Source organism: Bacillus pumilus (assembly GCF_003431975.1).
GTDB lineage: Bacteria > Bacillota > Bacilli > Bacillales > Bacillaceae > Bacillus > Bacillus pumilus_N.
In genome coordinates this window covers 3,112,841-3,137,216 of sequence record NZ_CP027116.1, presented here as the reverse complement: position 1 = coordinate 3,137,216, position 24,376 = coordinate 3,112,841, and the positions used below count along the sequence as shown (strand labels likewise).

Annotated in this window: 26 protein-coding genes and 1 riboswitch; of the genes, 24 read left to right on the top strand and 2 right to left on the bottom strand. The window is 38.9% G+C overall.

The window, feature by feature from the left end; translation table 11 throughout:
- The first annotated feature begins 6 nt into the window (after window positions 1–6).
- From C5695_RS16350 to C5695_RS16260, 20 genes are all read left to right on the top strand, one after another.
- The gene (locus C5695_RS16350; protein WP_034317446.1) at window positions 7–363 is read left to right on the top strand and encodes an arsenate reductase family protein; all 357 of its coding nucleotides are present in this window, start codon (window positions 7–9) and stop codon (window positions 361–363) included.
- Between the two features lie 66 nt (window positions 364–429).
- Window positions 430–813: a glycine cleavage system protein GcvH gene (gcvH, locus tag C5695_RS16345; RefSeq protein WP_008347039.1), complete on the top strand. Its 384-nt coding sequence runs from the start codon at window positions 430–432 to the stop codon at window positions 811–813.
- 44 nt (window positions 814–857) lie between these two features.
- Window positions 858–1,094 (top strand): YusG family protein, encoded by a 237-nt coding sequence (locus C5695_RS16340; RefSeq protein WP_034659913.1) that lies wholly within the window; start codon window positions 858–860, stop codon window positions 1,092–1,094.
- A 130-nt stretch (window positions 1,095–1,224) separates the two neighbouring features.
- Window positions 1,225–1,569, top strand: a complete 345-nt coding sequence (locus tag C5695_RS16335; protein WP_117733166.1) for a ribonuclease M5 — start codon at window positions 1,225–1,227, stop codon at window positions 1,567–1,569.
- Between the two features lie 12 nt (window positions 1,570–1,581).
- Window positions 1,582–1,884, top strand: coding sequence for a thioredoxin family protein (locus C5695_RS16330; RefSeq protein WP_117731600.1), 303 nt, complete (start codon window positions 1,582–1,584; stop codon window positions 1,882–1,884).
- Between the two features lie 120 nt (window positions 1,885–2,004).
- Window positions 2,005–2,346 (top strand): SCP2 sterol-binding domain-containing protein, encoded by a 342-nt coding sequence (locus tag C5695_RS16325; protein ID WP_117731599.1) that lies wholly within the window; start codon window positions 2,005–2,007, stop codon window positions 2,344–2,346.
- A 102-nt stretch (window positions 2,347–2,448) separates the two neighbouring features.
- Window positions 2,449–2,557, top strand: a riboswitch (SAM riboswitch).
- 154 nt (window positions 2,558–2,711) lie between these two features.
- Window positions 2,712–3,737, top strand: a complete 1,026-nt coding sequence (locus tag C5695_RS16320; protein ID WP_117733164.1) for a methionine ABC transporter ATP-binding protein — start codon at window positions 2,712–2,714, stop codon at window positions 3,735–3,737.
- A complete protein-coding gene (locus tag C5695_RS16315; RefSeq protein WP_117731598.1) occupies window positions 3,730–4,398 on the top strand; it encodes a methionine ABC transporter permease in 669 nt (222 codons plus the stop codon). The genes C5695_RS16320 and C5695_RS16315 overlap by 8 nt, the downstream gene beginning before the upstream one ends.
- A gap of 14 nt (window positions 4,399–4,412) precedes the next feature.
- Entirely contained in the window at window positions 4,413–5,234 is an 822-nt protein-coding gene (gene metQ, locus C5695_RS16310; protein ID WP_117731597.1) for a methionine ABC transporter substrate-binding lipoprotein MetQ, read from the top strand.
- A 103-nt stretch (window positions 5,235–5,337) separates the two neighbouring features.
- Window positions 5,338–5,706 (top strand): carboxymuconolactone decarboxylase family protein, encoded by a 369-nt coding sequence (locus C5695_RS16305; RefSeq protein ID WP_003212803.1) that lies wholly within the window; start codon window positions 5,338–5,340, stop codon window positions 5,704–5,706.
- Window positions 5,707–5,921: 215 nt separating this feature from the next.
- The gene (locus C5695_RS20685) at window positions 5,922–6,059 is read left to right on the top strand and encodes a YuzK family famiily protein (RefSeq protein ID WP_162835676.1); all 138 of its coding nucleotides are present in this window, start codon (window positions 5,922–5,924) and stop codon (window positions 6,057–6,059) included.
- 210 nt (window positions 6,060–6,269) lie between these two features.
- Window positions 6,270–7,055 (top strand): Fe-S cluster assembly ATPase SufC, encoded by a 786-nt coding sequence (gene sufC / locus C5695_RS16300; protein WP_003213654.1) that lies wholly within the window; start codon window positions 6,270–6,272, stop codon window positions 7,053–7,055.
- Window positions 7,056–7,073: 18 nt separating this feature from the next.
- Window positions 7,074–8,387, top strand: coding sequence for a Fe-S cluster assembly protein SufD (sufD, locus tag C5695_RS16295; protein ID WP_117731596.1), 1,314 nt, complete (start codon window positions 7,074–7,076; stop codon window positions 8,385–8,387).
- Complete coding sequence (locus C5695_RS16290; protein WP_117731595.1) at window positions 8,387–9,607, top strand: cysteine desulfurase; 1,221 nt, start codon at window positions 8,387–8,389, stop codon at window positions 9,605–9,607. Before sufD ends, C5695_RS16290 begins: the two co-directional genes overlap by 1 nt.
- Window positions 9,597–10,043 (top strand): Fe-S cluster assembly sulfur transfer protein SufU, encoded by a 447-nt coding sequence (gene sufU / locus C5695_RS16285; RefSeq protein WP_003212941.1) that lies wholly within the window; start codon window positions 9,597–9,599, stop codon window positions 10,041–10,043. Before C5695_RS16290 ends, sufU begins: the two co-directional genes overlap by 11 nt.
- A gap of 17 nt (window positions 10,044–10,060) precedes the next feature.
- Complete coding sequence (gene sufB / locus C5695_RS16280) at window positions 10,061–11,458, top strand: Fe-S cluster assembly protein SufB (protein ID WP_007500362.1); 1,398 nt, start codon at window positions 10,061–10,063, stop codon at window positions 11,456–11,458.
- 214 nt (window positions 11,459–11,672) lie between these two features.
- The gene (locus C5695_RS16275) at window positions 11,673–14,426 is read left to right on the top strand and encodes a type I restriction endonuclease subunit R (RefSeq protein ID WP_117731594.1); all 2,754 of its coding nucleotides are present in this window, start codon (window positions 11,673–11,675) and stop codon (window positions 14,424–14,426) included.
- A gap of 158 nt (window positions 14,427–14,584) precedes the next feature.
- Window positions 14,585–15,175 carry a restriction endonuclease subunit S domain-containing protein gene (locus C5695_RS16270; protein ID WP_117731593.1) on the top strand — a complete coding sequence of 197 codons (591 nt, stop codon included), beginning with the start codon at window positions 14,585–14,587 and terminating at the stop codon, window positions 15,173–15,175.
- 22 nt (window positions 15,176–15,197) lie between these two features.
- Window positions 15,198–16,751 carry a type I restriction-modification system subunit M gene (locus C5695_RS16265; protein WP_117731592.1) on the top strand — a complete coding sequence of 518 codons (1,554 nt, stop codon included), beginning with the start codon at window positions 15,198–15,200 and terminating at the stop codon, window positions 16,749–16,751.
- 3 nt (window positions 16,752–16,754) lie between these two features.
- The gene (locus C5695_RS16260) at window positions 16,755–17,978 is read left to right on the top strand and encodes a restriction endonuclease subunit S (RefSeq protein WP_117731591.1); all 1,224 of its coding nucleotides are present in this window, start codon (window positions 16,755–16,757) and stop codon (window positions 17,976–17,978) included.
- A 436-nt stretch (window positions 17,979–18,414) separates the two neighbouring features.
- On the opposite strand, the gene C5695_RS16255 is transcribed toward C5695_RS16260, so the two are convergent.
- The gene (locus C5695_RS16255) at window positions 18,415–19,065 is read right to left on the bottom strand and encodes an FMN-dependent NADH-azoreductase (RefSeq protein ID WP_117731590.1); all 651 of its coding nucleotides are present in this window, start codon (window positions 19,063–19,065) and stop codon (window positions 18,415–18,417) included.
- 82 nt (window positions 19,066–19,147) lie between these two features.
- Between C5695_RS16255 and C5695_RS16250 the strand changes: the two genes are divergently transcribed.
- Window positions 19,148–20,080, top strand: coding sequence for a helix-turn-helix transcriptional regulator (locus tag C5695_RS16250; protein WP_117731589.1), 933 nt, complete (start codon window positions 19,148–19,150; stop codon window positions 20,078–20,080).
- 70 nt (window positions 20,081–20,150) lie between these two features.
- Here the strand turns inward: C5695_RS16250 and C5695_RS16245 are convergent, their stop codons facing one another.
- Entirely contained in the window at window positions 20,151–21,350 is a 1,200-nt protein-coding gene (locus C5695_RS16245) for a DUF418 domain-containing protein (protein WP_117731588.1), read from the bottom strand.
- Between the two features lie 252 nt (window positions 21,351–21,602).
- Here C5695_RS16245 and C5695_RS16240 point away from each other — a divergent pair, with 252 nt between their 5' ends.
- The 3 genes from C5695_RS16240 to psiE are packed head-to-tail and all read left to right on the top strand — an operon-like array spanning window position 21,603 to window position 24,058.
- On the top strand, window positions 21,603–22,298 hold the full coding sequence (locus C5695_RS16240; protein ID WP_117731587.1) for a response regulator transcription factor: 696 nt from the start codon (window positions 21,603–21,605) through the stop codon (window positions 22,296–22,298).
- A complete protein-coding gene (locus C5695_RS16235; protein WP_117731586.1) occupies window positions 22,285–23,592 on the top strand; it encodes a HAMP domain-containing sensor histidine kinase in 1,308 nt (435 codons plus the stop codon). The genes C5695_RS16240 and C5695_RS16235 overlap by 14 nt, the downstream gene beginning before the upstream one ends.
- Window positions 23,593–23,629: 37 nt before the next feature.
- A complete protein-coding gene (gene psiE / locus C5695_RS16230) occupies window positions 23,630–24,058 on the top strand; it encodes a phosphate-starvation-inducible protein PsiE (RefSeq protein WP_117731585.1) in 429 nt (142 codons plus the stop codon).
- Window positions 24,059–24,376 lie beyond the last annotated feature (318 nt).

Genomic DNA, 24,376 nt, shown 5'->3' with positions numbered 1-24,376 from the left:
AAAATGGTGGCTTTAGATTTTTATGAATACCCATCTTGCGGTACATGCCGAAAAGCAAAAAAATGGCTGGAAGAGCACAATAAAGACATCAACAGCATACATATCGTCGAAGAGACGCCTGATAAAGAAACATTAAAAGCCCTTTACGAAAAAAGCGGCTTAGAGCTGAAGAAGTTCTTTAATACAAGCGGACAGAAATACCGAGAGCTACAGCTGAAAGATCAACTTCCTGCAATGTCAGAGGACGAGCAGCTAGAATTACTCGCATCTAACGGAATGCTGATCAAGCGCCCGATTACAACAGATGGCAAACGAGTCACAGTTGGATTTAATGAAGATACATTTAAAAGCGTCTGGAAATGATGTAACTTTCATTCAGATTGTGGTATCTTCAATATAGATTGAAAGAAAAGACTGGAGGGGTATTGAATGAGCACACCAAAAGATTTACGTTATTCAGAAGAACATGAATGGGTCAAAGTAGAAGGAGATAAGGTGCGTATCGGTATTACGCATTTTGCTCAATCTGAGCTAGGCGATATCGTGTTCGTTGAGCTTCCTGAAGTAGGAGACAAAATCACAGCGGACGAGCCTTTCGGAAGTGTAGAATCAGTGAAAACAGTTTCTGAACTTTACGCACCGATCAACGGTACAATCGTCGAAGTGAACGATGAGCTGGATGACAGCCCGGAATTCGTCAACGACTCTCCATATGAAAAAGCATGGATGATCGTCGTAGAGCCAGCTGATGCATCTGAAATCGAGAACTTGATGACTGCTGAGCAATATGAAGAAATGACAAAAGAAGACTAATTCATGTGAAATTGGACACTCTACCTTTATGGGGGGTGTCCAATTTGTCTTTTCAAAAAGAACAGGTGGATATAACAGATCATGTCACTGGACGATTCAAAGAAAGCGGCATGGTGCTTTACCATCAAAATGAAGAGATTGGCACGATGATTAGTGAAAACCAATATGAGTTAAAATCAGGTTATTCCTATGATCAAAATCGTTTTTATCGTCTGACGGATACATTGACCCACGGGACAGAAAAATATGTAGACTGTGATGATGAAAATGGCTGGTGCTAATCACAGATGAGGCTGCAGTGAGCATAAGCTGCAGTCTTTTTGGTGCCAAACGTCCAATCTTTACAACCTGAATGAAAGATTGTAATCTAAGGAAGAAGTGAATCAACGTCAAAAGGGCCAGGTGATCGTGATGAATGTCGAGATAGAAAAGGTCATCATTGTAGAAGGTAAAACAGACAAACAAAAGCTAAAAGAAGTCATTAGTGAACCTGTTACCATCATTTGCACCAATGGCACGATCAGCACCTCGAAGCTGGATCAGCTTGTGGACGAACTATTGGGGAAAGACGTTTACATATTAGCAGACAGTGATGATGCAGGCGACAAACTGCGGAAGCAATTTCGGAAAGAATTCCCTGAAGCACGTCATCTTTTTGTCGATAGAACGTACCGCGAAGTGGCCGCTTCACCGTCAGCCCACATTGCATCTATCCTATTAGCTGCAAACATTGATGTTCATTCGAAATATGTATGAGGGTGGACGTATATGAAAGAGATTGAAGAACATGAATTCAAGGAAATAGAGGACGATTTATTTCTTTTATACTTATATACACCGTTTTGCGGAACATGCCAGCTGGCAAAGAAAATGCTGGCTGTTGTAGATACGATGCAGCCGGATGTACCATTTTACGAAAATAACTTAAACTACTCACCAGGCTTTGCGAAGGCTTTTGAGATCGAAAGCGTTCCCTGCTTTCTCCTGTTTAAAGATGGGAAGCTGGTGCAAAAAGGCTATGCCTTTCACTCCGTTCCATATCTTCATGAAATGATTGAAACCGCTAAATAAAGCGGTTTTTTGTCATATTTCAAGCAATTCATCTGAAAATTTGTCGATCTATTTATAAAGGACAAGCCAATGTTTATAGAGAAATGTTATGTATAACCAAATGACAGGGAGGTTATACATGTGGAAAATGTGAAAGCCCACGGTAACACGGGGCAGCGATTATTGTTAAAGCCGCTGCTCTCATCATCATCCTTGAAGATTACATTTGAGGCGGAAACTGACTCTTGTACATTGATTGTGGATGAGCTTGGTGAAGTGAAGAAACTACCTGCAATTGAGTTATCGGATCTCATTTTTTATGGTGAGAGGAAAGAAATTCTACAATTATTAGATGGAGATATGTCCTTACAGCAGTTAATCAGTAGGGGACAAGTGAAGGTAAAAGGATCATTCAGGGCACTCCTAAGACTAGAGGCTGTGCTTTGGCTGACAAACGGTTTTTTTCGAAAAATGATAACGTAGTTGTTTACTTGGAAATTAGCGATTTACAGCGTTGACATATCTCGGGTAGCATGATATCCTACGTTAGTAAAAACATGAACATCACATAAAACAACATATTTTCTCTTATTAAGAGAGGTGGAGGGACGTGCCCTATGAAACCCGGCAACCGTCAGCATAGCTGAAATTGGTGCCAATTCACTCAAAGCCGCAATGCTTTGAAAGATGAGAGAAAGGCGTATTGAACATAAAAGGCCTTTCTGCTTGCGTTGCAGTTAGGTCTTTTTTACTGACCTGGCGTCAGGCGTGAAGCATGGCAGCAGGAAGAATAAATAATGTATGTGATGGCAACCTATAGATTCAGCAAGAAAGCAGGTGAACAGACTGTGATCCATTTACAGAATGTATCAAAAACGTATTACTCAAAAAGCGGAAATGTTGATGCCGTGAAAGACGTCAACTTGGATATCGATAAAGGTGAAATATTCGGAATTATCGGGTATAGCGGCGCAGGAAAAAGCTCCCTCATTCGCCTCTTAAACGGTCTGGAGCTGCCAACAGAAGGAATTGTTGAAGTAGCAGGCAATCGGATCAATGAAGTATCGAATGCAAAACTTCGTAAAGCAAGGCAAGAAATCAGCATGATTTTCCAGCACTTTAACTTGCTCTGGTCAAGAACGGTGAGACAAAATATTATGTTCCCGCTTGAGATCGCAGGTGTACCGGCATCAAAACGGAGAGAACGTGCGAATGAACTGATTAAATTGGTCGGTTTAGAAGGAAAAGAAAATGCGTATCCGTCTCAATTAAGTGGTGGGCAAAAGCAGCGTGTGGGAATTGCGAGAGCATTAGCAAACGATCCAAAGGTACTTCTTTGCGACGAAGCAACATCTGCGCTTGATCCGCAAACAACCGATTCCATCCTTGAGCTTTTAGCAGATATCAATAAACGACTAGGGCTCACAATTGTACTAATCACACACGAAATGCACGTCATTCGCAAAATTTGTCACCGTGTGGCTGTCATGGAGGATGGCCGCATTGTCGAAGAAGGCGAAGTATTACGTGTCTTCAGACAGCCGAAGGAAGAAATGACGAAGCGATTTGTGAAACAGCTTGCTGAACCAGAAGAAGCGAAAGAAACAATTGAGCACGTCCTAGAGCGAGTAAAAGAAGGTCAGGTCGTACGGTTGTCCTTTATCGGAGATTCTGCCGAACAGCCGCTGATCACTGAAATCATTCGATCCTTCAAGGTCGATGTGAACATCCTGCAAGGAAAGATTTCTCAAACGCAGGAAGGCGCGTTTGGAACACTCTTTATCCATATTAATGGAGACGAGAACGAGGTTGAAAAAGCCATCGCCTATATCCAAAGCAAACAGGTTGAAATCGAGGTGATGACACATGTTTGAGAAATGGTTTCCGAACGTTGATCTAGATGTCATCTGGAGTGCAACAGGTGAAACGGTATATATGACACTGATTTCATTGGCATTTGCTTTTGCAATCGGGATTATCTTAGGGCTCCTGCTCTTCCTTACAGGAAAAGGCGGTCTTTGGGAAAATAAACCGATCAATGCTGTCATCGGCGCAGTCGTCAACATTTTCAGATCGATTCCTTTTATCATTTTAATTATTCTTTTATTAGGGTTTACGAAATTCTTAATGCATACGATTTTAGGTCCAAATGCAGCATTACCAGCGCTTGTTATTGGATCAGCTCCTTTCTACGCACGTCTTGTTGAAATTGCACTGCGTGAAGTAGACAAAGGAGTCATTGAAGCAGCACGATCTATGGGAGCAAAAACATCTACAATTATTTTTAAAGTATTGCTGCCAGAATCACTGCCAGCCCTTATTTCAGGAATTACCGTGACAGCTATTGCTCTTATTGGCTCTACTGCGATTGCAGGAGCAATTGGAGCAGGCGGACTTGGTGACCTTGCCTATGTGGAAGGATACCAATCTGGTAATACAGATGTTACACTTTTTGCCACTGTGTTTATTCTCATCATCGTCTTTATCATTCAAATAATCGGTGATTTGATTACAAATAAAATTGATAAACGTTAAGGGAGGATTTATTCATGAAGAAATTGATTTTAAGTGCACTATTTCTAGCATTTGCAGGCATTTTAGCTGCATGCGGTTTATCTAATAACGCAAGTGATAGCAAAACCATTACGGTTGCCGCTTCAAAAACACCACATGCCGAGATTCTTGAAGAAGCAAAACCACTTCTAAAAGAAAAAGGCTACGACCTAAAAGTGAAAGTGCTTAGCGATTATAAAATGTACAACAAAGCGTTAGCTGAAAAAGAAGTGGATGCAAACTTTTTCCAACATATCCCTTACTTAAACGAAGAAAATAAATCAAACAAAGATTACAACCTAGTAAGTGCTGGTGCAGTTCACCTTGAGCCTTTCGGTATCTACTCTAAGAAATACAAATCAGTAAAAGATATTCCAAACGGCGGCACGATCATCATGACAAACAACGTAGCTGAGCAAGGTCGTATGCTTGCTCTATTGCAAAATGCTGGTGTGATCAAGCTTGATCCGAAGGTTGATACAATCAATGCAACAGTCAAAAACATCAAAGAAAACCCGAAGAACCTAAAATTCAAAAAAATCGCTCCTGAACTAACAGCGAAAGCTTATGAAAACAGTGAAGGTGATGCCGTATTTATTAACGTCAACTATGCGATCCAAAATAAATTGAATCCGAAAAACGATTCAATCGAACTTGAGCAAACGAAGAACAACCCATATGCAAACATCGTAGCCGTTCGCAAAGGTGACGAGAAATCAGATAAGATCAAGACTTTAATGGAAGTTCTTCATTCTAATAAAATCAAAGAATTCATCGACAAAAAATATGATGGTGCCGTATTGCCGGTATCTGAATAACAACATCTCAACCTCGCTTCTATCAAAGCGAGGTTTTTTGTGTATTTTTTCAAATCTCGCTCATAATAAAAACGTACAAATGACCTGAAGGGATGGAATGAAAATGAATGAACAGCATATGAGCGGATCCATGCAGCAATCACTGACCGATTATAAAACAGCAATGGGTGAATTTCAGAAGAAAATGCCGGTGTTTGGGAAGAAATTCAATGAATTCACGGAGCAATGCTTTCAGAGTGATTCATTAACGCAAAAAGAGAAGCAAATGATTGCCCTTGGCATCAGTATTCATGCACAGGATGAATACTGCATGATTTATCATACAAAGGGAGCGCTTGATCAAGGCGCAACAGAAGAGAACTTGCTGGAGGTTGTCAGTGTGGCGGCAGCGTTTGGCGGCGGGGCAGCACTGAGCCAAGGCATCACTGTTGTTCAGCAGTGTATTGATGAATTTGGAGGACAGACGCATTAATTGAAGGAAAATAAGGTATTATTCCATATCACGGAGTTGAGTTCTTCTCAGCCGATTGTGTGAGAAAATATGCCAGCATAGCGCGCGATATCCCTTTTGAGTGAAGCCACATTTCTTTGATACAATAGAGCTACACTCAAAGAAGGGAATGGTTTATTATTTGTTCGGACCATAGTACACTGGGATTGGATTATACCGCCGAGATGGAAAAGGCCATGCATAAAGCTCATGGCATGAGCTATGCAGAGTACGAAAGAGACCATGACTTAAGGATGAAAGTGGAATATAAACGAGAGCAGTCGTATCGAGATGAGAAAAGACAGCTCGCAAAAATGAATATACAAGGCTATTAATAGCTTAGGGGCGGGGAGAAAAGTTTCCCGCCCTTTCTTTATGAAAACAGTCTTTTCGACATAAATCCTTTTATCTACCGGCTTTTTTTGTTAGAATTTTGAGAGCATCCTTTCACGCTTAACGTGAATGTGTTGTATTCACTTTTAATTTGTTATAAAATTAGAATGAGAATAAATTGAGAATAATGATTATTTTGGAGGTATCGATATATGACTGCTTCGACATTAACAATTAAGGACTTGCACGTTGAGATTGAAGGGAAAGAAATCTTAAAGGGTGTAAACCTCGAGATAAAAGGTGGAGAATTCCACGCAGTAATGGGACCAAACGGTACAGGTAAATCAACTTTATCTGCTGCCATTATGGGGCACCCTAAATATGAAGTAACAAAAGGCAGCATTTTGCTAGATGGCGAAGATGTACTTGAAATGGAAGTAGATGAGCGCGCACAAGCGGGTCTTTTCCTTGCAATGCAATACCCATCTGAAATTAGTGGTGTCACAAATGCGGACTTCCTTCGTTCTGCTATTAACGCTCGCAGAGAAGAAGGCGATGAAATCTCTCTCATGAAATTCATCCGCAAAATGGACGAAAATATGGAGTTCCTTGAAATGGACCCGGATATGGCACAGCGTTACCTAAACGAAGGTTTCTCAGGCGGGGAGAAAAAACGCAACGAAATTCTTCAATTAATGATGATTGAACCAAAGATTGCGATCCTTGACGAAATCGATTCTGGTCTTGATATCGATGCATTGAAAGTGGTTTCTAAAGGAATTAACAGAATGCGCGGCGAAAGCTTCGGCTGCTTAATGATCACTCACTATCAGCGTCTGCTAAACTACATCACACCAGATCACGTTCATGTCATGATGCAAGGACGTATTGTGAAATCTGGCGGACCAGAACTAGCTCAGCGTCTAGAGGCAGAAGGCTATGACTGGATCAAAAAAGAGTTAGGAATTGAAGACGAAACTGTTGGTCAAGAAGCGTAAGCGTTAGGAGGATTATTGATGACATTAGAAACGAAATTATCAGTAGATCAAGATTATGTCAAAAGCTTCTCCGAGAAGCATCAGGAACCGGCATGGATGAGTTCCCTTCGCTTACAGGCTCTTGAAAAAGCAGAAGACCTTCCAATGCCAAAGCCTGACAAAACGAATATTTCTAAATGGAATTTAACCAATTTCAAACAGCATACAGTCGAAAGTGCGCCATTTGGATCTTTAGAAGAGCTTCCTGAAGAAGTGAAGTCTCTTATTGATTTAGAGGACACAGATAAGACAGTCTACATTCAGCGTGATCAAACGCCAGCATACTTGTCTCTTTCTACGGAAGCAAAAGACAAAGGTGTGATCTTCACTGACCTTCATACAGCGCTTCGTGAACATGGCGATCTAGTGAAGAAATACTTCATGACTGATGCAGTGAAAGTAGATGAGCATAAACTAACCGCTTTGCATGCTGCTTTAGTGAATGGTGGAGCTTTCCTCTATGTACCGAAAAATGTAGAACTTGAAGCGCCAATTCAAGCCGTCTACCTGCATGAAAACGACGACACGACTTTGTTCAACCATGTCATCGTTGTAGCAGACGATCATAGTGCAGTCACATATGTAGAAAACTACATTAGTACAGCAACACCTGAAGAAGCAATCTTCAATATCGTGTCCGAAGTGTTCACGGGAGCTAATGCCCGCGTCACTTACGGTGCAGTAGATAACCTTTCAGAAGGTGTCACAGTCTATGTGAACAGACGCGGAATGGCGAATGGCCGTGACAGTAAAATCGAATGGGCTCTTGGCTTAATGAATGATGGAGACGTCGTGTCTGAAAACATCACGAAGCTTATGGGCGACGGTACATTCGGTGATACAAAATCAGTTGTTGTTGGCCGCGGGAATCAAACGGAAAACTTCACAACAAGCATCATCCACTTCGGTAAAAACTCTGAAGGGTATATCTTGAAGCATGGTGTCATGAAGGATCAAGCATCTTCTATCTTTAACGGGATTGGTAAAATCGAGCATGGCGCAACGAAGTCAAATGCGGAGCAAGAATCTCGTGTTCTCATGCTGAGTGAGAAAGCCCGCGGTGACGCTAACCCAATTCTTTTAATCGATGAAGATGATGTAACAGCAGGGCACGCTGCATCTGTTGGGCGTGTTGATCCAATTCAACTCTATTACCTCATGAGCCGTGGGATTTCCAAAGAAGATGCAGAAAGACTTGTCATTTATGGCTTCTTAAATCCAGTCGTCAAAGAACTGCCGATTGAAGGAGTTAAAAAGCAGCTCGTTTCTGTGATTGAAAGGAAAGTAAAATAATGAATATCAAAGACGTTCGTGAGCAGTTTCCAATCCTTCATCAGCAAGTGAACGGACATGATTTGGTGTATTTGGACAGTGCAGCGACATCTCAAAAACCACGAGTTGTCATTGATGCAATGAATGAGTATTACCGGTCTTACAACTCGAACGTCCACCGGGGTGTTCATACCCTTGGCACAAAAGCAACGGACGCATACGAGGGTGCAAGAGAGAAAGTTCGAGCATTCATTGGTGCTTCTTCTGTCCAGGAGATTATTTTTACTAGAGGTACAACAACGGCGTTAAACACAGTGGCGATCAGCTATGCTAGAGCAAACCTCAAAGAAGGCGATGAGATTGTCATTACGCATATGGAGCACCATGCGAATATCATCCCTTGGCAGCAAGCAGCAAAAGCAACTGGCGCCACATTGAAATACATTCCGTTACAGGAAGACGGCACGCTATCGCTTGAAGATGTGAAGCAAACGATCACACATCAAACGAAAATCGTCGCTGTCACACATGTTTCAAACGTATTAGGAACCATCAACCCGATTAAAGAAATCGCTAAAATTGCCCACGATCACGGTGCTATTATCGTTGTCGATGGTGCGCAAAGCACTCCGCACATGCAAATTGATGTTCAGGATCTAGATTGTGACTTTTTCGCATTCTCGGGGCATAAAATGTGTGGACCGACTGGCATCGGTGTACTTTACGGGAAGAAGGACCTTTTGAATAATATGGAGCCTGCTGAGTTTGGCGGTGAAATGATCGACTTTGTGGATCTGTATGATTCTACTTGGAAAGAGCTTCCGTGGAAATTTGAAGCGGGAACACCGATTATTGCCGGAGCAGTTGGACTCGGAAAAGCGATTGATTTCTTAAATGACATTGGTATGGAGGAAGTCAGCCGTTACGAGCATCAGCTTGCCACTTATGCGCTTGAGCGCTTTAAGGAGCTTGATGGTGCGACTATTTATGGACCGCAGCACCGAGCTGGGCTTGTGACGTTTAATTTAGATGACGTCCATCCGCATGATGCGTCTACTGTTCTGGATACGGAAGGTGTTGCCATTCGTGCTGGACACCACTGTGCACAGCCGCTCATGAAATGGCTTGGTGTATCAGCGACTGCAAGAGCAAGCTTTTATCTGTATAATACAGAAGAAGAGATTGACAAACTTATTGCAGCGCTCCGTAAGACAAAGGAGTATTTTACGAATGTCTTTTAATGTAAACTTAGACACACTGTACAGACAAGTGATTATGGATCATTATAAAAATCCGAGAAACAAAGGTGTGTTAAACGACAGCATTGTCGTCGATATGAACAACCCAACGTGTGGTGACCGCATTCGTCTCACGATGAAAATCGAAGACGAAAAAGTCATGGATGCGAAATTTGAAGGAGAAGGATGCTCGATTTCGATGGCATCAGCTTCTATGATGACGCAGGCGATTAAAGGGAAAGATATTGAAACAGCTTTGAAAATGTCTCAGATTTTCTCCGATATGATGCTAGGAAAAGAATACGACGATTCCATTGATCTTGGTGACATTGAGGCACTGCAAGGAGTGGCAAAATTCCCTGCCCGCATCAAATGTGCAACACTATCATGGAAGGCGCTTGAAAAAGGCGCATCTGCCGAAGATAACGGCAAATCATAAGATTGGAGTGAAAATGGATGGCTAAAAAAATGCCAGATGTTGGTGAATATAAATACGGCTTTTCTGATAAAGACGTTTCCATTTTCCGTTCAGAGCGCGGACTGACAAAAGAGATCGTTGAAGAAATTTCTCGTATGAAAGAAGAGCCTCAGTGGATGCTCGACTTCCGTTTGAAATCTCTTGAGCACTTTTACAACATGCCGATGCCACAATGGGGCGGAGATTTAAATGCATTAAACTTTGATGAAATTACGTACTACGTAAAGCCATCAGAGCGCTCTGAGCGTTCTTGGGATGAAGTACCAGAAGAAATCAAACAAACCTTTGATAAGCTTGGGATCCCAGAAGCAGAGCAAAAGTACTTAGCAGGTGTATCTGCTCAGTATGAATCTGAAGTTGTGTATCACAACATGAAGCAAGACCTTGAAGATCTAGGCATTGTGTTTAAAGATACAGACAGCGCATTAAAAGAAAACGAAGACATCTTCCGTGAGCACTGGGCAAAAGTCATTCCTCCGACTGACAACAAATTTGCTGCGCTTAACTCGGCTGTATGGTCTGGTGGTTCATTTATCTACGTACCAAAAGGCGTCAAAGTAGATACTCCACTTCAAGCATACTTCCGTATCAACTCTGAAAACATGGGTCAGTTCGAGCGTACACTGATTATCGTTGATGAAGGCGCACATGTGCATTACGTAGAAGGCTGTACAGCTCCAGTTTACACAACAAACTCTCTTCATAGTGCGGTTGTTGAAATCATCGTGAAAAAAGGCGGCTACTGCCGTTATACAACGATTCAAAACTGGGCAAACAACGTCTTCAACCTTGTGACGAAACGTACAGTATGTGAAGAAAATGCAACGATGGAATGGATTGATGGAAACATCGGTTCTAAGCTGACAATGAAATACCCAGCAGTCATCCTAAAAGGTGAAGGCGCTCGTGGTATGACATTAAGTATTGCCCTAGCAGGTAAAGGTCAGCACCAAGATGCAGGTGCGAAAATGATTCACCTTGCACCAAACACATCTTCAACGATCGTATCGAAATCAATTTCGAAACAAGGCGGTAAAGTCACATACCGCGGAATCGTTCACTTCGGACGTAAAGCAGAGGGTGCACGCTCAAACATCGAGTGTGACACACTCATCATGGATAACAAATCAACATCTGATACGATCCCTTACAATGAAATCTTAAACGACAACATTTCATTAGAGCACGAAGCGAAGGTATCAAAAGTATCAGAAGAGCAGCTATTCTACTTGATGAGCCGCGGAATTTCTGAAGAAGAAGCAACAGAAATGATCGTCATGGGCTTCATCGAGCCATTCACAAAAGAACTACCAATGGAATACGCCGTTGAAATGAACCGTTTGATTAAGTTTGAGATGGAAGGTTCGATTGGTTAAAATCTTAAATTATCTATTAGTGTAGGAGGCGAACTTTTGAAGTTCGCCTTCTTCTATTTGCTCAGTAATAGGTGTTCGTTTGTATTTTATTGGTTTTATAAGAGGGGGATTAGAACAGGGGAATGGATAATTAATGCAATGTTAAAGATAAAATGGAACTTAAATATTTAATTTTTAGTATAATAAAAGGTAATGGTATTAAGGAGGTTCCAGTATGGCATACCAACCTGAAGCAGAACTTGAAAAAACTCTACATAAACAACTTGTAAATCAAGGCTATAAAGCTGTTAAGATTGCTGACTATGATGCACTATTAGCTAATTTTAAGCAGCAGCTTAACTTATTCAATGAACATAAACTAAATGGACAACCATTATCTGATATAGAATTTAAGAGAATACTTACATTAATCGAAGGAAAAAGTATTTACGATTCTGCCAAAATCCTACGTGATAAATTATTAATTGAACGTGAAGATGGTACTCAATTATATGTAGAATTGCTAAACACAAAAGATTGGTGTAAGAATCTCTTTCAGGTTACAACCCAAACCACTGTGACTGGTAAGTACACAAATCGTTATGACGTAACAATCTTAATTAACGGCTTACCACTCGTTCAAATAGAATTAAAAAGGCGAGGATTAGACTTTAAAGAAGCGTTTAACCAAATCCAACGCTATCGTCGTCATACATTTCCTGGTTTATATCGTTTTCTACAAATCTTTGTTATAAGTAATGGTGTTGATACAAAATATTTTTCGAACTCTGATTATGACATTCAATTTGGATTTACTTTCTTCTGGTCAGATGAAAAAAATGAACTGATTACAAATTTAAAAAGTTTCAGTAGTACATTCTTAAATCCATGCCATCTTGCGAAGATGCTTAGTCGTTATATGGTCATTAATGATACCGATAAAGCATTAATGGTCATGCGTCCTTATCAAGTTTATGCAGTTGAAGCACTTGTAAAGCGTGCAACCGAAACCAACAACAACGGCTACATCTGGCATACAACCGGTTCGGGTAAAACTCTGACTTCCTTCAAAGCTGGACAAATATTAGCCGATGAGGAAAACATCAAAAAAGTTTTTTTCCTTGTCGATCGCCAAGACTTAGACAGTCAAACCATTTCTGAGTTCAACAAGTTCCAGAAGGGAGCGGTTGACCGTACGGAAAAAACAGAAATCCTTATTGAACAAATACAAAATCCGATGAAGAGATTCATTGTGACAACGATTCAAAAAATGAATAATGCTGTTAAAAATCCTAAATATGCAAAAGTCATGGAACCATACAAGCAAGAGCATGTTGTGTTCATCATTGATGAATGTCATCGCAGCCAATTTGGTGATATGCGAAAAGAAATAGACCAGCATTTCCAAAATGCACAGTACTTCGGCTATACCGGAACGCCACGCTTTGTCGAGAACAAGAGCCAAGATGGACGAACAACAGCAGATTTATTTGAGAAGTGCCTTCATCATTACCTCATTAAAGATGCAATTCGTGATGGGAATGTACTAGGGTTTTCTGTAGAATATATTCGTACTTTTAATGCCAAGATTGATGAAAATGATGATACAAAGGTACAAGCGATTGATACAGACGAGGTATGGCATGATGAACGACGTTTAAATCTCGTAGCCGACCACATTATTGATAATCATCTAAGACGTTCGAAGAGTAAAGGTTATTGTGCAATGTTTGCAGTGGATTCCATTCCAACATTAATTAAGTATTACGAAATTTTTAAATCAAAAAATCACGACTTAAAAATTGCTGGTATTTATTCATATGGGCAAAATGAGGACAGTGATGGGACAGGTGAACATTCTCGTGAAGCGTTAGACCGTATGATTACAGATTATAACAAAATGTACGACACAGACTTCTCAACAGAAACATGGGATCGTTATTTTTCTGATGTATCGAAAAAGGTGAAAAATGCCCAAGTTGATATTTTACTTGTTGTAAAAATGTTCTTAACTGGATTCGATAGTAAGCCTCTTAATACACTCTATGTTGATAAGAATATGGTGTATCACGACTTGTTGCAAGCATATAGCCGTACAAACCGTGTAGAGAAATCGACTAAGCCATATGGTAATATCGTTTGCTATCGAAATTTAAAAGAAAAAACAGATGATGCAATTAAATTATTCTCTCGAACAGACAATGTTGATACCGTTCTAATGGGTAGCTACGATGAATACCTAAAAGCGTTCAAAGAAGCTGTGAAAAATTTACGAGACATTACAGTCATTCCAGAAGAAGTAGACGAGCTAGAGAGAGAAGAAGATAAACGTAGATTTATCATTGCATTCAAAAATGTGACAAAATTCCTTCAACGTTTACAGTCGTTTTCTGATTTTGAGTTTGATGAAACAGAGCTAACGATTTCACAGCAATCATATGAAGATTTCAAGAGTAAATACTTCAAGGTATACGAAGATTTTAAACGTAGCGAAGTGCCAAAAGAATCGATTTTACATGACATCGACTTTGAGTTAGAGCTAATGCATACAGACAAGATTAATGTCAGCTACATTTTGAATCTTATTGCGAGCCTTAACACAGTGAATGAAAAAGAACGTGACAAAGAGATTCGTTTCATCAAACAAGAATTAGACCATGCATCTGATCCGAAGTTACGTCTCAAAATTGAATTGATTAAAGGATTCTTAGACAAGGTTGCACCAGCGTTAGCACCTGATGAATCTGTTATAGATGCGTACAATCGTTACGAAGAAGAAATGAGTGAGCAGGAACTTTCAACATTTGCCAAAGAAGTAGATATTGAAGACAGTGTATTACGTGAACAAGTATCAACGTATGAGTATTCCAACTTAATCGAAAAAAATGCAATTATGGATTCTTTATCAGGATCATTCTTGAAAAAGAACAAAGCAATCAAAGCAATTACATCATTTATCCGTGACTTTACTGAAAAGTATGGTGCATAAACTATATTTCATTCGATTAAAGAGCGCTAATTTGGCGCTCTTTTTGATATTTTAAAAAATATCAAAAAAACACAATAAAAATAATGATATTTTTTAAAATATCATTTATATTTAAATTGTCAAATATGATATATTAAAAAATATCAAGGAGGTGTACGATGAAACTTCACGAAATCGCTGAATTTACACAAGGTGCATTTACAAACCGTTTAGAAACATTATCTTCTGATGTTGAAACATCAAAAGTAAAACCACTTTCATTAAAGGAATTTAACGAGACACTCGGCTTAGCTTATCGAATTTCAAATGAAAAAAATGCGGAAATTACTGTATTTAAAGAAAAATTAACACCCCAACTTTTAACCGATACAAATAGTCTTATTCTACATACACATACGCAAAAGATTGTTTTGTTACCGACAAAATATAGCGGGTTACTGTTAACAAATAACTTTATTAAGATTCAATTAACAAGTGATGTAGATGAAGCATTTTTTGAATGGTACTTTAATGAACATCCATTCATTCAAAAACAGTTGGCAGTATTAAGTGAAGGGACCGTCATTTCATTATTGAAGCTATCTTACTTAAAAGATTTAGAAATTGATTTACCACCTTTCCAACAGCAAATCATTATTGGAAAAATCGCTCAGCTTAAAAAGAAAAAAGAATCATTAATGGCTGAAAAAAGTGAATTACAACAGCTGTATATTCAACAAAAGCTAATTCAAAGTATTAACAATAATTAATCCACCTTAGGAGGAAATAACAATGACAACAAGTGAAAAACAACGTCAACAACAAGCTGAACTGCATAAAAAATTATGGGCAATGGCAAATGACTTACGAGGTCAAATGGATGCCAGCGAATTTAAAGATTATATTTTAGGGTTAATCTTCTACCGTTACCTTTCAGAAAAAGTAGAAGCACGCGTTAACGTATTACTAAAAGAAGATAACATCTCATTCGCTGATGCATGGAAAAACGAAGAATATCGCGAGGACTTATCAGAGTACTTAATCGATGAATTAGGTTATGTCGTAGAGCCACAATTCCTATTCTCTCACTTCCTTGAAGAAATTGAAAAAGGAGCTAATGGTAACTTTGACGTCGAAATGCTTCAAAACGGTATCAAAGCGATTGAATCCTCTACACTAGGAACAGACAGCCAAGACGATTTCCAAAATCTATTTGATGATATGGACTTAACATCATCACGTTTAGGACGTACAGTAAAGGATCGCACAAACTTAATTAGTAAAGTAATTGTGAACATTGCAGACATTCCATTTTTACAAGACGATGTAGAAATCGATATTTTAGGTGATGCTTATGAATATATGATTTCTCAATTCGCAGCTAACGCTGGGAAGAAAGCTGGAGAGTTCTATACACCACAGCAAGTATCGAAAATTTTATCGAAAATAGTAACAGCTGGTAAATCAGAAATTCGTGACGTATATGATGGGGCTTGTGGGTCTGGTTCTTTACTATTACGTGTTGGGAAAGAAGCAAAAGTTCATAAATACTACGGTCAAGAAAAAGTATCCACAACTTACAACTTAGCTCGAATGAATATGTTACTCCATGATATTCCATATCAACGCTTTGATATTCGCAATGCAGATACTTTAGAGGATCCACAACATATGGATCAACGCTTCGAAGCTATCGTTGCCAACCCTCCATACTCAGCAAAATGGAGTGCAGATGATAAGTTTAAGGAAGATGAGCGCTTTAGTGCCTATGCAAAGCTAGCACCAAAATCAAAAGCAGACTTTGCTTTCATCCAACACTTTATTCATCAATTAGATGATAACGGGACAATGGCAGTTGTATTACCACATGGTGTCCTTTTCCGTAGCGCAGCAGAAGCGGTAATCCGTAAGTACCTAATCGAAGACAAAAATTACTTAGATGCAGTAATCGGATTACCAGCGAATATTTTCTACGGTACAAGTATTCCAACATGTATCCTTGTATTCAAAAAATGCCGTAAAGACGATGATAATGTGCTATTTATCGATGCATCGATTGGATTTGAAAAAGGTAAAAATCAAAACCTTTTATCTGATGAACACGTTGAAAAAATCATTACAACATTCCTAAGCCGTGAAACAATTGACAAGTATTCATATGCAGCCACATTAGAACAAATCAAAGAGAATGATTATAACTTAAATATTCCTCGCTATGTTGACACATTTGAAGAAGAAGAACCGATTGATTTACAAACAGTAGCTCAACGTCTAAAAGAAATTGATGAGGAAATCGCAGAAGTGGATCGTGAGTTAGAGAAGTATTTTAAAGAGTTGGGGGTGTAAAGGATGAATGCACCTAAGTTAAGATTTAAGGATGATATTCATTCATGGAGCTTTTTAAAATTAAAAGATTTAATTATCGAGCTATACCAAGGTCTAAATACAACCTCAGATTTAAAATATACCAAAAAGGGAATCCCTTTTTTACAAGCTAAACATATTACCGATGGACTAATTAACTATGAAGATGTGCGTTTTTTAGATGCAGACCTTTATGCTAACGTAAAAGATAAATATAACCCTAAAAAAAACGATATTCTTTTTACTAATCGAGGTACTATTGGAAAGTCCCTTTTTATCGATACAGCAACTGATTTCATGATAGCTTGGAACATAATGTTAATCAAGGTAGACAGTGGAAAGATAAACCCTTATTTACTTTATCTTAAGTTATCTGACATGGAGGAAAGAGGATATTTTGATTCTATGCAAACTGGTAATGCAACTAAATTTATTAAAAAAGATACACTATTAGATTTAAAGATTGGCATACCTACTGACTTGAAATTGCAAAATAAAATAAGTTATTTCTTACAAATGATAAATAAAAAAATCTACCTACAAGAAGAAAAAATCGACTTGCTGAAAAAACAGAAAAAAGGCTATATGCAGAAGATTTTTAGTCAGGAATTGAGGTTTAAAGATGAAATAGGAAAGGAGTATCCTGAATGGAAAGTTTATCAACTATCAGAAGTTGTATCCTTTTTTAAAGGACAAGTACTATCAAAAAATGATCTTACTCAAGATGGTCAATCTTGTGTGTTATACGGACAACTCTATACATTGTATAAAGAAGTCATCGATGAGGTTGTTTCTAAAACACTAAATACTGGTGGTTTCAAAGGTGAAATAGGAGATGTTTTAATTCCTTCTTCTGGAGAAACAAGTTGGGATATTGCTTGTGCTTCAGCTTTACGTACAGAAGCGTTATTAGGAGGAGACTTAAATGTTTTACGCCCTAATAAAGAGTTAGTCAATGGTGAGTTTTTAGCATATATATTAAGTAATAACTATAAAGCTGAATTATCAAAATTAGCACAGGGAGCTACTATCGTACATCTTTATAACGACAGTCTAAAATTACTACGTATCCAATTACCAACACTAAAAGAACAACAAAAAATAGCCAACATGTTATTTGCTTTTGATAAGAAAATTCAAAAACTTCATATGAAAGTAGCACAATTAGAGTTACAAAAACAAAGCTTAATGCAACAAATGTTTATCTAACAAAACAGCACCTTCCACATATCAAGGAATGGTGCTGTTACTTGTTCAGAAAAACCTCATTTACATAATGGTACGCTTCCCCACTATTAATGTTAAAATAAATCTTAGACAATCTGGACACCAGAAAATTTATTTGTAAATGAAAAAGAACTCACAGTTTCCATTCCGTGAGTTCATATTTTAAATCCTATCTAAAGGTTGATTTTAGGTGAATCTTCGTGCCGATTTTGTGCCGAAATGAATTTATTTTGCATTTTATTTTATTTAAAAAAACTTGTTAAACCCTTGATATAATGCCACTTCTTTATAAAACATTTCAAGCTGTTTTACGCACAATTAATCAAGTTCGAGATGGAAGGTTCAATCGGTTAATAATAAAAGACCAAAAACGTGATATCAAACGTTTTTGGTCTTTTTGTTTTTGAAAAAATCTAATTCACATCCCGCTAGGCTGGTAAAACGCATCAAAAGCTTTAGACAAATCATCAGCTGCAGATGTCAAGATCGTTTCTTCCTCTAAAATCGCTGTTCCTTGTGCTCGGACAATATGAAATTGTTGAAAGCCCATCAAGTTTTGGAATATTTCTTTTAGGTAGTAATGTGAAAATTCCAGAGGTGTGTATCGATCGTTATTTGTGAAAATCGAGCCGCTTGCTTGAAGAAAAAGTACACGATAATCGTCAGTCATCAGCCCAACTGAACCATTTTCTGTATATTTGAATGTTTCTCTAGCAATCAAGATATTATCTATATAATCTTTCATACGTGACGTCACATTGAAATTATGAACAGGTGATACAATCACGATTCGATGATGTGCTTTGAATTGAGCCAATAAAGCGGATGAAGCAGCAGCGATGTTTTCTACGGCATCAGTCAATGTTTGTTCAGATGCTTGCTTATCCCAAATACGAAGCAGCTGTTCTTTTTCGATACGAGGAATTTCAGTTCCGTATAAATGCAAAATTGTTGGTTCCTCATGAGGAAACCTTTCTTTAAATTGTTTTAAAAATAGTGTTTGCAGTTTGTTTGAATAACTTTCTCGATGAGTGAAATCAGGGTGCGCGTTAATGATTAGTGTTTGCATATACATGCTCCTTTTCTTTTGATAAACTGAGTATAAATGATAAAGGTGACAAAAGAAGTCACCTTTTTAAGAGGGAAAACAAATGAAAAAATCTGAACGATTAAACCAAGAACTTATTTTTTTAAGCGATAAACACTCTTTTCAGTTAAAGGATTTACAATCCGAATTTGGTATATCTAAACGCACAGCTCTGAGAGATATGGAAGAGCTGGAGTCCATGGGCTTAGCTTTTTACGTTGAAAATGGCAGACATGGAGGATATCGGCTAGTGAATCAATCTCCATTGGTTCCTATTTATTTCAATACTGATGAAGTTCAAGCTATTTTTTTCGCGCTTAAAGCGCTAGACCTGGTGTCAGCAACACCATTTAAAAAATCCTACTCACAAATTCGGCAAAAGCTGTTTGCCACAATGTCTGATGAGAGAAAGCAAACGATTACGGAGACTTTGAATGTGATTCATTACTATAATGTCGCACCAGTTAGTGAACAAAATCATTTGGAATTGATTTTACAGGCGATGATGAAAGATCAAATCGTGAAGATGACTTACACTCAGCATGAAAATAAACGGATCAGGCTACAATTTCTTGAATTATTTTATCGAAATGGCATTTGGTTTTCTAACGCATATGATGTTCAACATAAAAAATGGGGCATTTATAGATGTGATTGTATGACTGAAATGATGGTTGAAGAAGAAACGACAGACACATTGACTAAAGAAGAGTTAAAAGCACTGCAACTCGAATACGAAAAAAATTATCATGATATTTCATTTAAATGTCGATTAACACAACAAGGAAAAGAAAAATTTCTGAAGAATCATTATCCGAATATGAGACTTGAGATCGTTGATGACACGCCTTATATTGTGGGTGGATACAACCAAGAAGAATTATCGTATATGACCCACTATTTAATCTCATTTGGGAAACATGTGAAAATTGAATACCCAGATGAGTTAAAAGAAAGTTATTTGAATCAATTGCAAGAAATGCTCGACCAGTATTGAATCATAAAAGACTCCAGAAAAGGCGAATCACTAGAGTTCGCCTTTTTTCTGACTCTTTTTAAGTAATCAGTTATTTCACCGCAGTGAATGTATTTGTTTTCGGTTGATCATGGACCTTCCCATACGTCAGCTGACGCCAAATAAATTCCATCGGCCCATACTTAAAGCGCTTTAACCAAAACGTACTGAAAAGCACAAGGAACACATACACGCCAATAGCCATGAAGAACGTACCAGCCGGCTGAAGATGATCGACAAGCCCCGCTCCATACTTTAGAAATAGCATGGTTCCAATGATCGAGTGAAGCAAATAACAGGTCAGGGACATCCGGCCGACTTTGGTAAAGACCATCAAAGCACCTTTCAGCTGAGGAACGTGTAGAAATAGCATCGCAAGTGTACTCATATAAAACATACTGCCAGTTAATCCCCCGTTTTGTTCCAGAGCTGTGGCAATGCTCACCCAGAGTGTATGTTCAAAAGGATTGACCGCTGCTATGATCGTACTGCTTTGGATGATGAGAAAAGCGATGGTACAAATGATCCAAATGCGATTCCAAATCGCTTTTTTCGCCTCCATATTTTTAAAAAACGCCATTTTCACAAAATACACACCAAGCAAAAACATGAAGAACATGGAATAGACAGTAGAAAAAGAACCGGAAGCCATTGTCACCATATCTGTCCATCGGTCACCAATAGATGCTAAATAAGTCAGACTGTTGTGGCTGATTAATTCGAAATCAGCAAAGTCCGGCTTGCCCGATGGTCCTGAACTGACGGTATTAAGCAGCATCGTGAAAAAGGGCGTGAGCAATTGAATCACAAAGAGTGCGATCAACCAGTATCCGATGGTTTTGGCTGTGCGTTTGTAAAAGAAAAGCAATAAAAAGCCAGCGACTGCATAATAGGCCAAAATATCACCAATCCAAACAAAAGTTAAATGCAGAAGGCCAAATCCTAAGAGAATGGTTAATCTGCGGGCAAATAGCTTGTTCGGATTGTCCACCTTCTGAGCAGCTCGATCCATAAAAATCATAAAACCAACACCGAATAGGAAGGAAAACAACGTAATGAATTTCCCTGAGGCGAACCAATTCACCAAGTTATGAAAGACATCATTTGCTCCCATATCAAACCCCTTCGCCGAATCCACAATCAAAAAGTAATTCACCAGAATTATTCCCATTAAGGCAAATCCTCGTACGATGTCTAAGAAATGAACCCGATCTTTCAAACTCATCGCGTGTGCTACTTTGTTTGCATTCATATCCATGCTCCTTTTCTTGTTATGATAAATGTCATTTGGATCAATTCATCGATCCTTACAATGAATCAATATACGTCCCAATTCTTAACAATTTATGAAGATCCAATGATTAGAAAATAAATGTGGCGAATTGATGGCAGCTGGTCAAATTCATAAACTGTTAAGATTTATGCTGTATCTTTTCACATAGCTAGATGATATATAGTAAAGACATAAAAGAAAGTACATTACGTATCATGAGGTGAGAGAGACATGACGCATCGAATATTAGTCGTAGAAGATGATCAGGATATTGGAGACCTTTTGCAGGAATCACTTACACGTGCTGGATATGAGGTGCAAAGAGCGATGAATGGCGAGCAAGCATTGAAGCTTGTGGACGATTCGCTCGATTTGGTGATTTTGGATGTGATGATGCCAGGCATCTCGGGCATCGAAACATGCCAGCAGATGAGAGCCTCTACTAACGTCCCGATCCTCTTTCTGACAGCCAAATCAAGTACGTTCGATAAAACGGAGGGCTTACTCGCCGGCGGGGATGATTATATGACAAAACCTTTTTCGCAAGAGGAGCTTCATGCTAGAGTCATTGCACAATTACGCAGGTACACCGTCTATCAGGAAAAGAAGGAACAGGAAGAAACGTTTCTTGTTGGGGGCAAGCTAAGGGTGAGCGAAGAATTTAATGAAGTGTGGAAAGAAAATCAACAAATCAAGCTGTCTGATTTAGAATATCGTGTGCTCAAGCTACTTATGAGCAGACGAAATAAAATCTTTTCAGCCCAAAATATTTATGAGAGTGTGTGGGGACAGCCTTATTTCTATTGTTCCAACAATACGGTGATGGTGCATATTCGAAAGTTGCGTGCCAAAATTGAGGATGATCCGGCACGTCCTGTATATATCAAAACGGAATGGGGAAGAGGATATCGATTTGGCACATCGTAAATATACACTAGCCATAAAGCTTGCTCTATTGATTTTGACAGCTACGGTCGTGAGTGGACTTGTCTTTTTGACGCTGCAAAAGATCACCAATGACCTCATTGACGGATACTTGAGTTCGGACGAGTATTACGAGGAGGAGTCAGCTAAATATATTCAAAAATTCAGCCGCTACGTGTCTGAGAATAAGCTGTCTTCAACAGATCGACAAGCGTTTGGTGAGTGGGTGAAAAAAGAGAATTACATTAATTTGTCCATCTTCAAGGATGAAGTGCTCCAATACGACTCTATTTATTCCGCTGGCGATGAATCAGCGTACGGAAAAGAAAAGATAACCGAGTACGCGGAGCATCATTCGTATCCGGTTCAGTTTAACGACGGTAAAGGAAGGGTTATGGTGGACGGTTTCTATTCATCTCGTTACCACGATCTTGCCTTTACACTAGAGCTCCTTGGGGCGACGCTTATTTTTCTCCTCATTGTTCTTCTCGGCATTCGCAAAAGTTTACGCTACCTGCAAACGATTCACCAAGACATTCATATTCTTGAAGGCGGCGAGCTGGACTATGAGATGACGGTGAAAGGGCATGACGAATTAGCGATGATTGCCAAAAGTATTGAGGATCTTCGGAAAGCTTTTTTGGACAAGCTTCAAGCTATCGATGAGCTGCAAGAAGAGAGCCGCAGTTTGGTTACTGAAATGTCACACGATATGAGAACACCGCTGACGTCGCTGATGATGAACTTGGAGTTTGCGAAAAAAGAGGAGGCTGGAGCGGATACCCGTAAAGATCAATATATAGCAAATGCTTATGAAAAAGCACTGCAATTGAAAAATCTGTCTGATAATCTATTTGCCTATTTTCTACTTGATAAAGAACATGAACCTGAGCTTGAGACCGTTGCAGTCAAAGAGGTCATTTACGATCTCTTATCAGATCAGGTGGCGATCTTGCAGCAAGAGACATTCAAGGTTCATCTTTTAGGAGAGCTGCCTGACAGCTATATTAATGTGAATGTGGAGGAACTTGGCCGAGTGTTTGATAATCTGATGTCGAACATACTGAAATACGCCGATCCGAAAAAAGACATCAATCTCACGTTTTTATCCGATCAAGAAATCTTTGAGATCCATGTCAGCAATGCGATAAAAGAGACAAACGGCACACCGGAAAGCACTGGACTTGGTGAACGAAGCATGAAACGAATGATGTCCCGCATGCACGGGCAGTTTGAAAAGATGGAGAAGAACGGAGTTTACTACATTGTGCTACGATTCTGGCACATCAAAATATAGACGACAAATGAATAACATGGAATGGAGAGACAATCTAATGAAACGATTCAGCAATTTCCAAAAGGTACCCGATCTCTTGCAAGGTCTTCTGAATATCTGTCTGTTCTTTCTGGCCCTTGCTTTAAGCGTCCTCTTAATTAGTGAAACTTGGTATATTGTCCAATTTGTCTACAAGAATGTAGTCAACAAAGGAGAAAGCTACTATGAAATGCTTGGTGAGCTGTTGATCTTCTTTATGTACTTTGAGTTTATTGCCTTAATTATTAAGTACTTTAAATCAAATTTTCATTTTCCGCTTCGTTATTTTATTTATATTGGCATCACAGCCGTCATCCGTTTGATTATCATCGATCATAAGGAGGCAGTATCGACGTTCTGGTGGGCGCTGACCATTTTAGCCATGACCGTTGCACTCTTTATCGCCAGTAAGCGACATGCGGTTCAGGAGCATGAAGAAGTGAAGTGAGGAAAGAGGATTATTCAAAACGTTTGATTAATGAGGTTTTCGTTTCCATTCAATAGCTTCTGCCTAGTTTTATGGCTTTTTGAATAGCATTAATAAGTTAACTGGCACACGATAAAAATCAACATTATTTGGTGCATATTGAGGAAATACATGTTTATTCCCTTTTCAACCATCAACATATCTTATTCATTGTAGGTTATGTCGCTGGTCAAGTTTTTGTTCTTGTTGCACTTATTCGCTATAAGTGAAGGGGTTGTCTCTCTTTTTATCATCATGATTTTCATGTAACCGGAGTACAATTCCTTACCCATTGCATAG

Coding starts and splice junctions, on each gene's coding strand:
- C5695_RS16275 (WP_117731594.1), top strand. CDS start 11,673: ATGGCATACCAACCTGAAGCAGAACTTGAAAAAACTCTACATAAACAA.
- sufB (WP_007500362.1), top strand. CDS start 10,061: ATGGCTAAAAAAATGCCAGATGTTGGTGAATATAAATACGGCTTTTCT.
- C5695_RS16245 (WP_117731588.1), bottom strand. CDS start 21,350: ATGAATGCAAACAAAGTAGCACACGCGATGAGTTTGAAAGATCGGGTT.
- C5695_RS16240 (WP_117731587.1), top strand. CDS start 21,603: ATGACGCATCGAATATTAGTCGTAGAAGATGATCAGGATATTGGAGAC.
- C5695_RS16330 (WP_117731600.1), top strand. CDS start 1,582: ATGAAAGAGATTGAAGAACATGAATTCAAGGAAATAGAGGACGATTTA.
- C5695_RS16270 (WP_117731593.1), top strand. CDS start 14,585: ATGAAACTTCACGAAATCGCTGAATTTACACAAGGTGCATTTACAAAC.
- psiE (WP_117731585.1), top strand. CDS start 23,630: ATGAAACGATTCAGCAATTTCCAAAAGGTACCCGATCTCTTGCAAGGT.
- C5695_RS16250 (WP_117731589.1), top strand. CDS start 19,148: ATGAAAAAATCTGAACGATTAAACCAAGAACTTATTTTTTTAAGCGAT.
- sufU (WP_003212941.1), top strand. CDS start 9,597: ATGTCTTTTAATGTAAACTTAGACACACTGTACAGACAAGTGATTATG.
- C5695_RS16255 (WP_117731590.1), bottom strand. CDS start 19,065: ATGCAAACACTAATCATTAACGCGCACCCTGATTTCACTCATCGAGAA.
- C5695_RS20685 (WP_162835676.1), top strand. CDS start 5,922: ATGCATAAAGCTCATGGCATGAGCTATGCAGAGTACGAAAGAGACCAT.
- sufC (WP_003213654.1), top strand. CDS start 6,270: ATGACTGCTTCGACATTAACAATTAAGGACTTGCACGTTGAGATTGAA.
- gcvH (WP_008347039.1), top strand. CDS start 430: ATGAGCACACCAAAAGATTTACGTTATTCAGAAGAACATGAATGGGTC.
- C5695_RS16260 (WP_117731591.1), top strand. CDS start 16,755: ATGAATGCACCTAAGTTAAGATTTAAGGATGATATTCATTCATGGAGC.
- C5695_RS16305 (WP_003212803.1), top strand. CDS start 5,338: ATGAATGAACAGCATATGAGCGGATCCATGCAGCAATCACTGACCGAT.
- sufD (WP_117731596.1), top strand. CDS start 7,074: ATGACATTAGAAACGAAATTATCAGTAGATCAAGATTATGTCAAAAGC.
- C5695_RS16265 (WP_117731592.1), top strand. CDS start 15,198: ATGACAACAAGTGAAAAACAACGTCAACAACAAGCTGAACTGCATAAA.
- C5695_RS16315 (WP_117731598.1), top strand. CDS start 3,730: ATGTTTGAGAAATGGTTTCCGAACGTTGATCTAGATGTCATCTGGAGT.
- metQ (WP_117731597.1), top strand. CDS start 4,413: ATGAAGAAATTGATTTTAAGTGCACTATTTCTAGCATTTGCAGGCATT.
- C5695_RS16335 (WP_117733166.1), top strand. CDS start 1,225: ATGAATGTCGAGATAGAAAAGGTCATCATTGTAGAAGGTAAAACAGAC.
- C5695_RS16290 (WP_117731595.1), top strand. CDS start 8,387: ATGAATATCAAAGACGTTCGTGAGCAGTTTCCAATCCTTCATCAGCAA.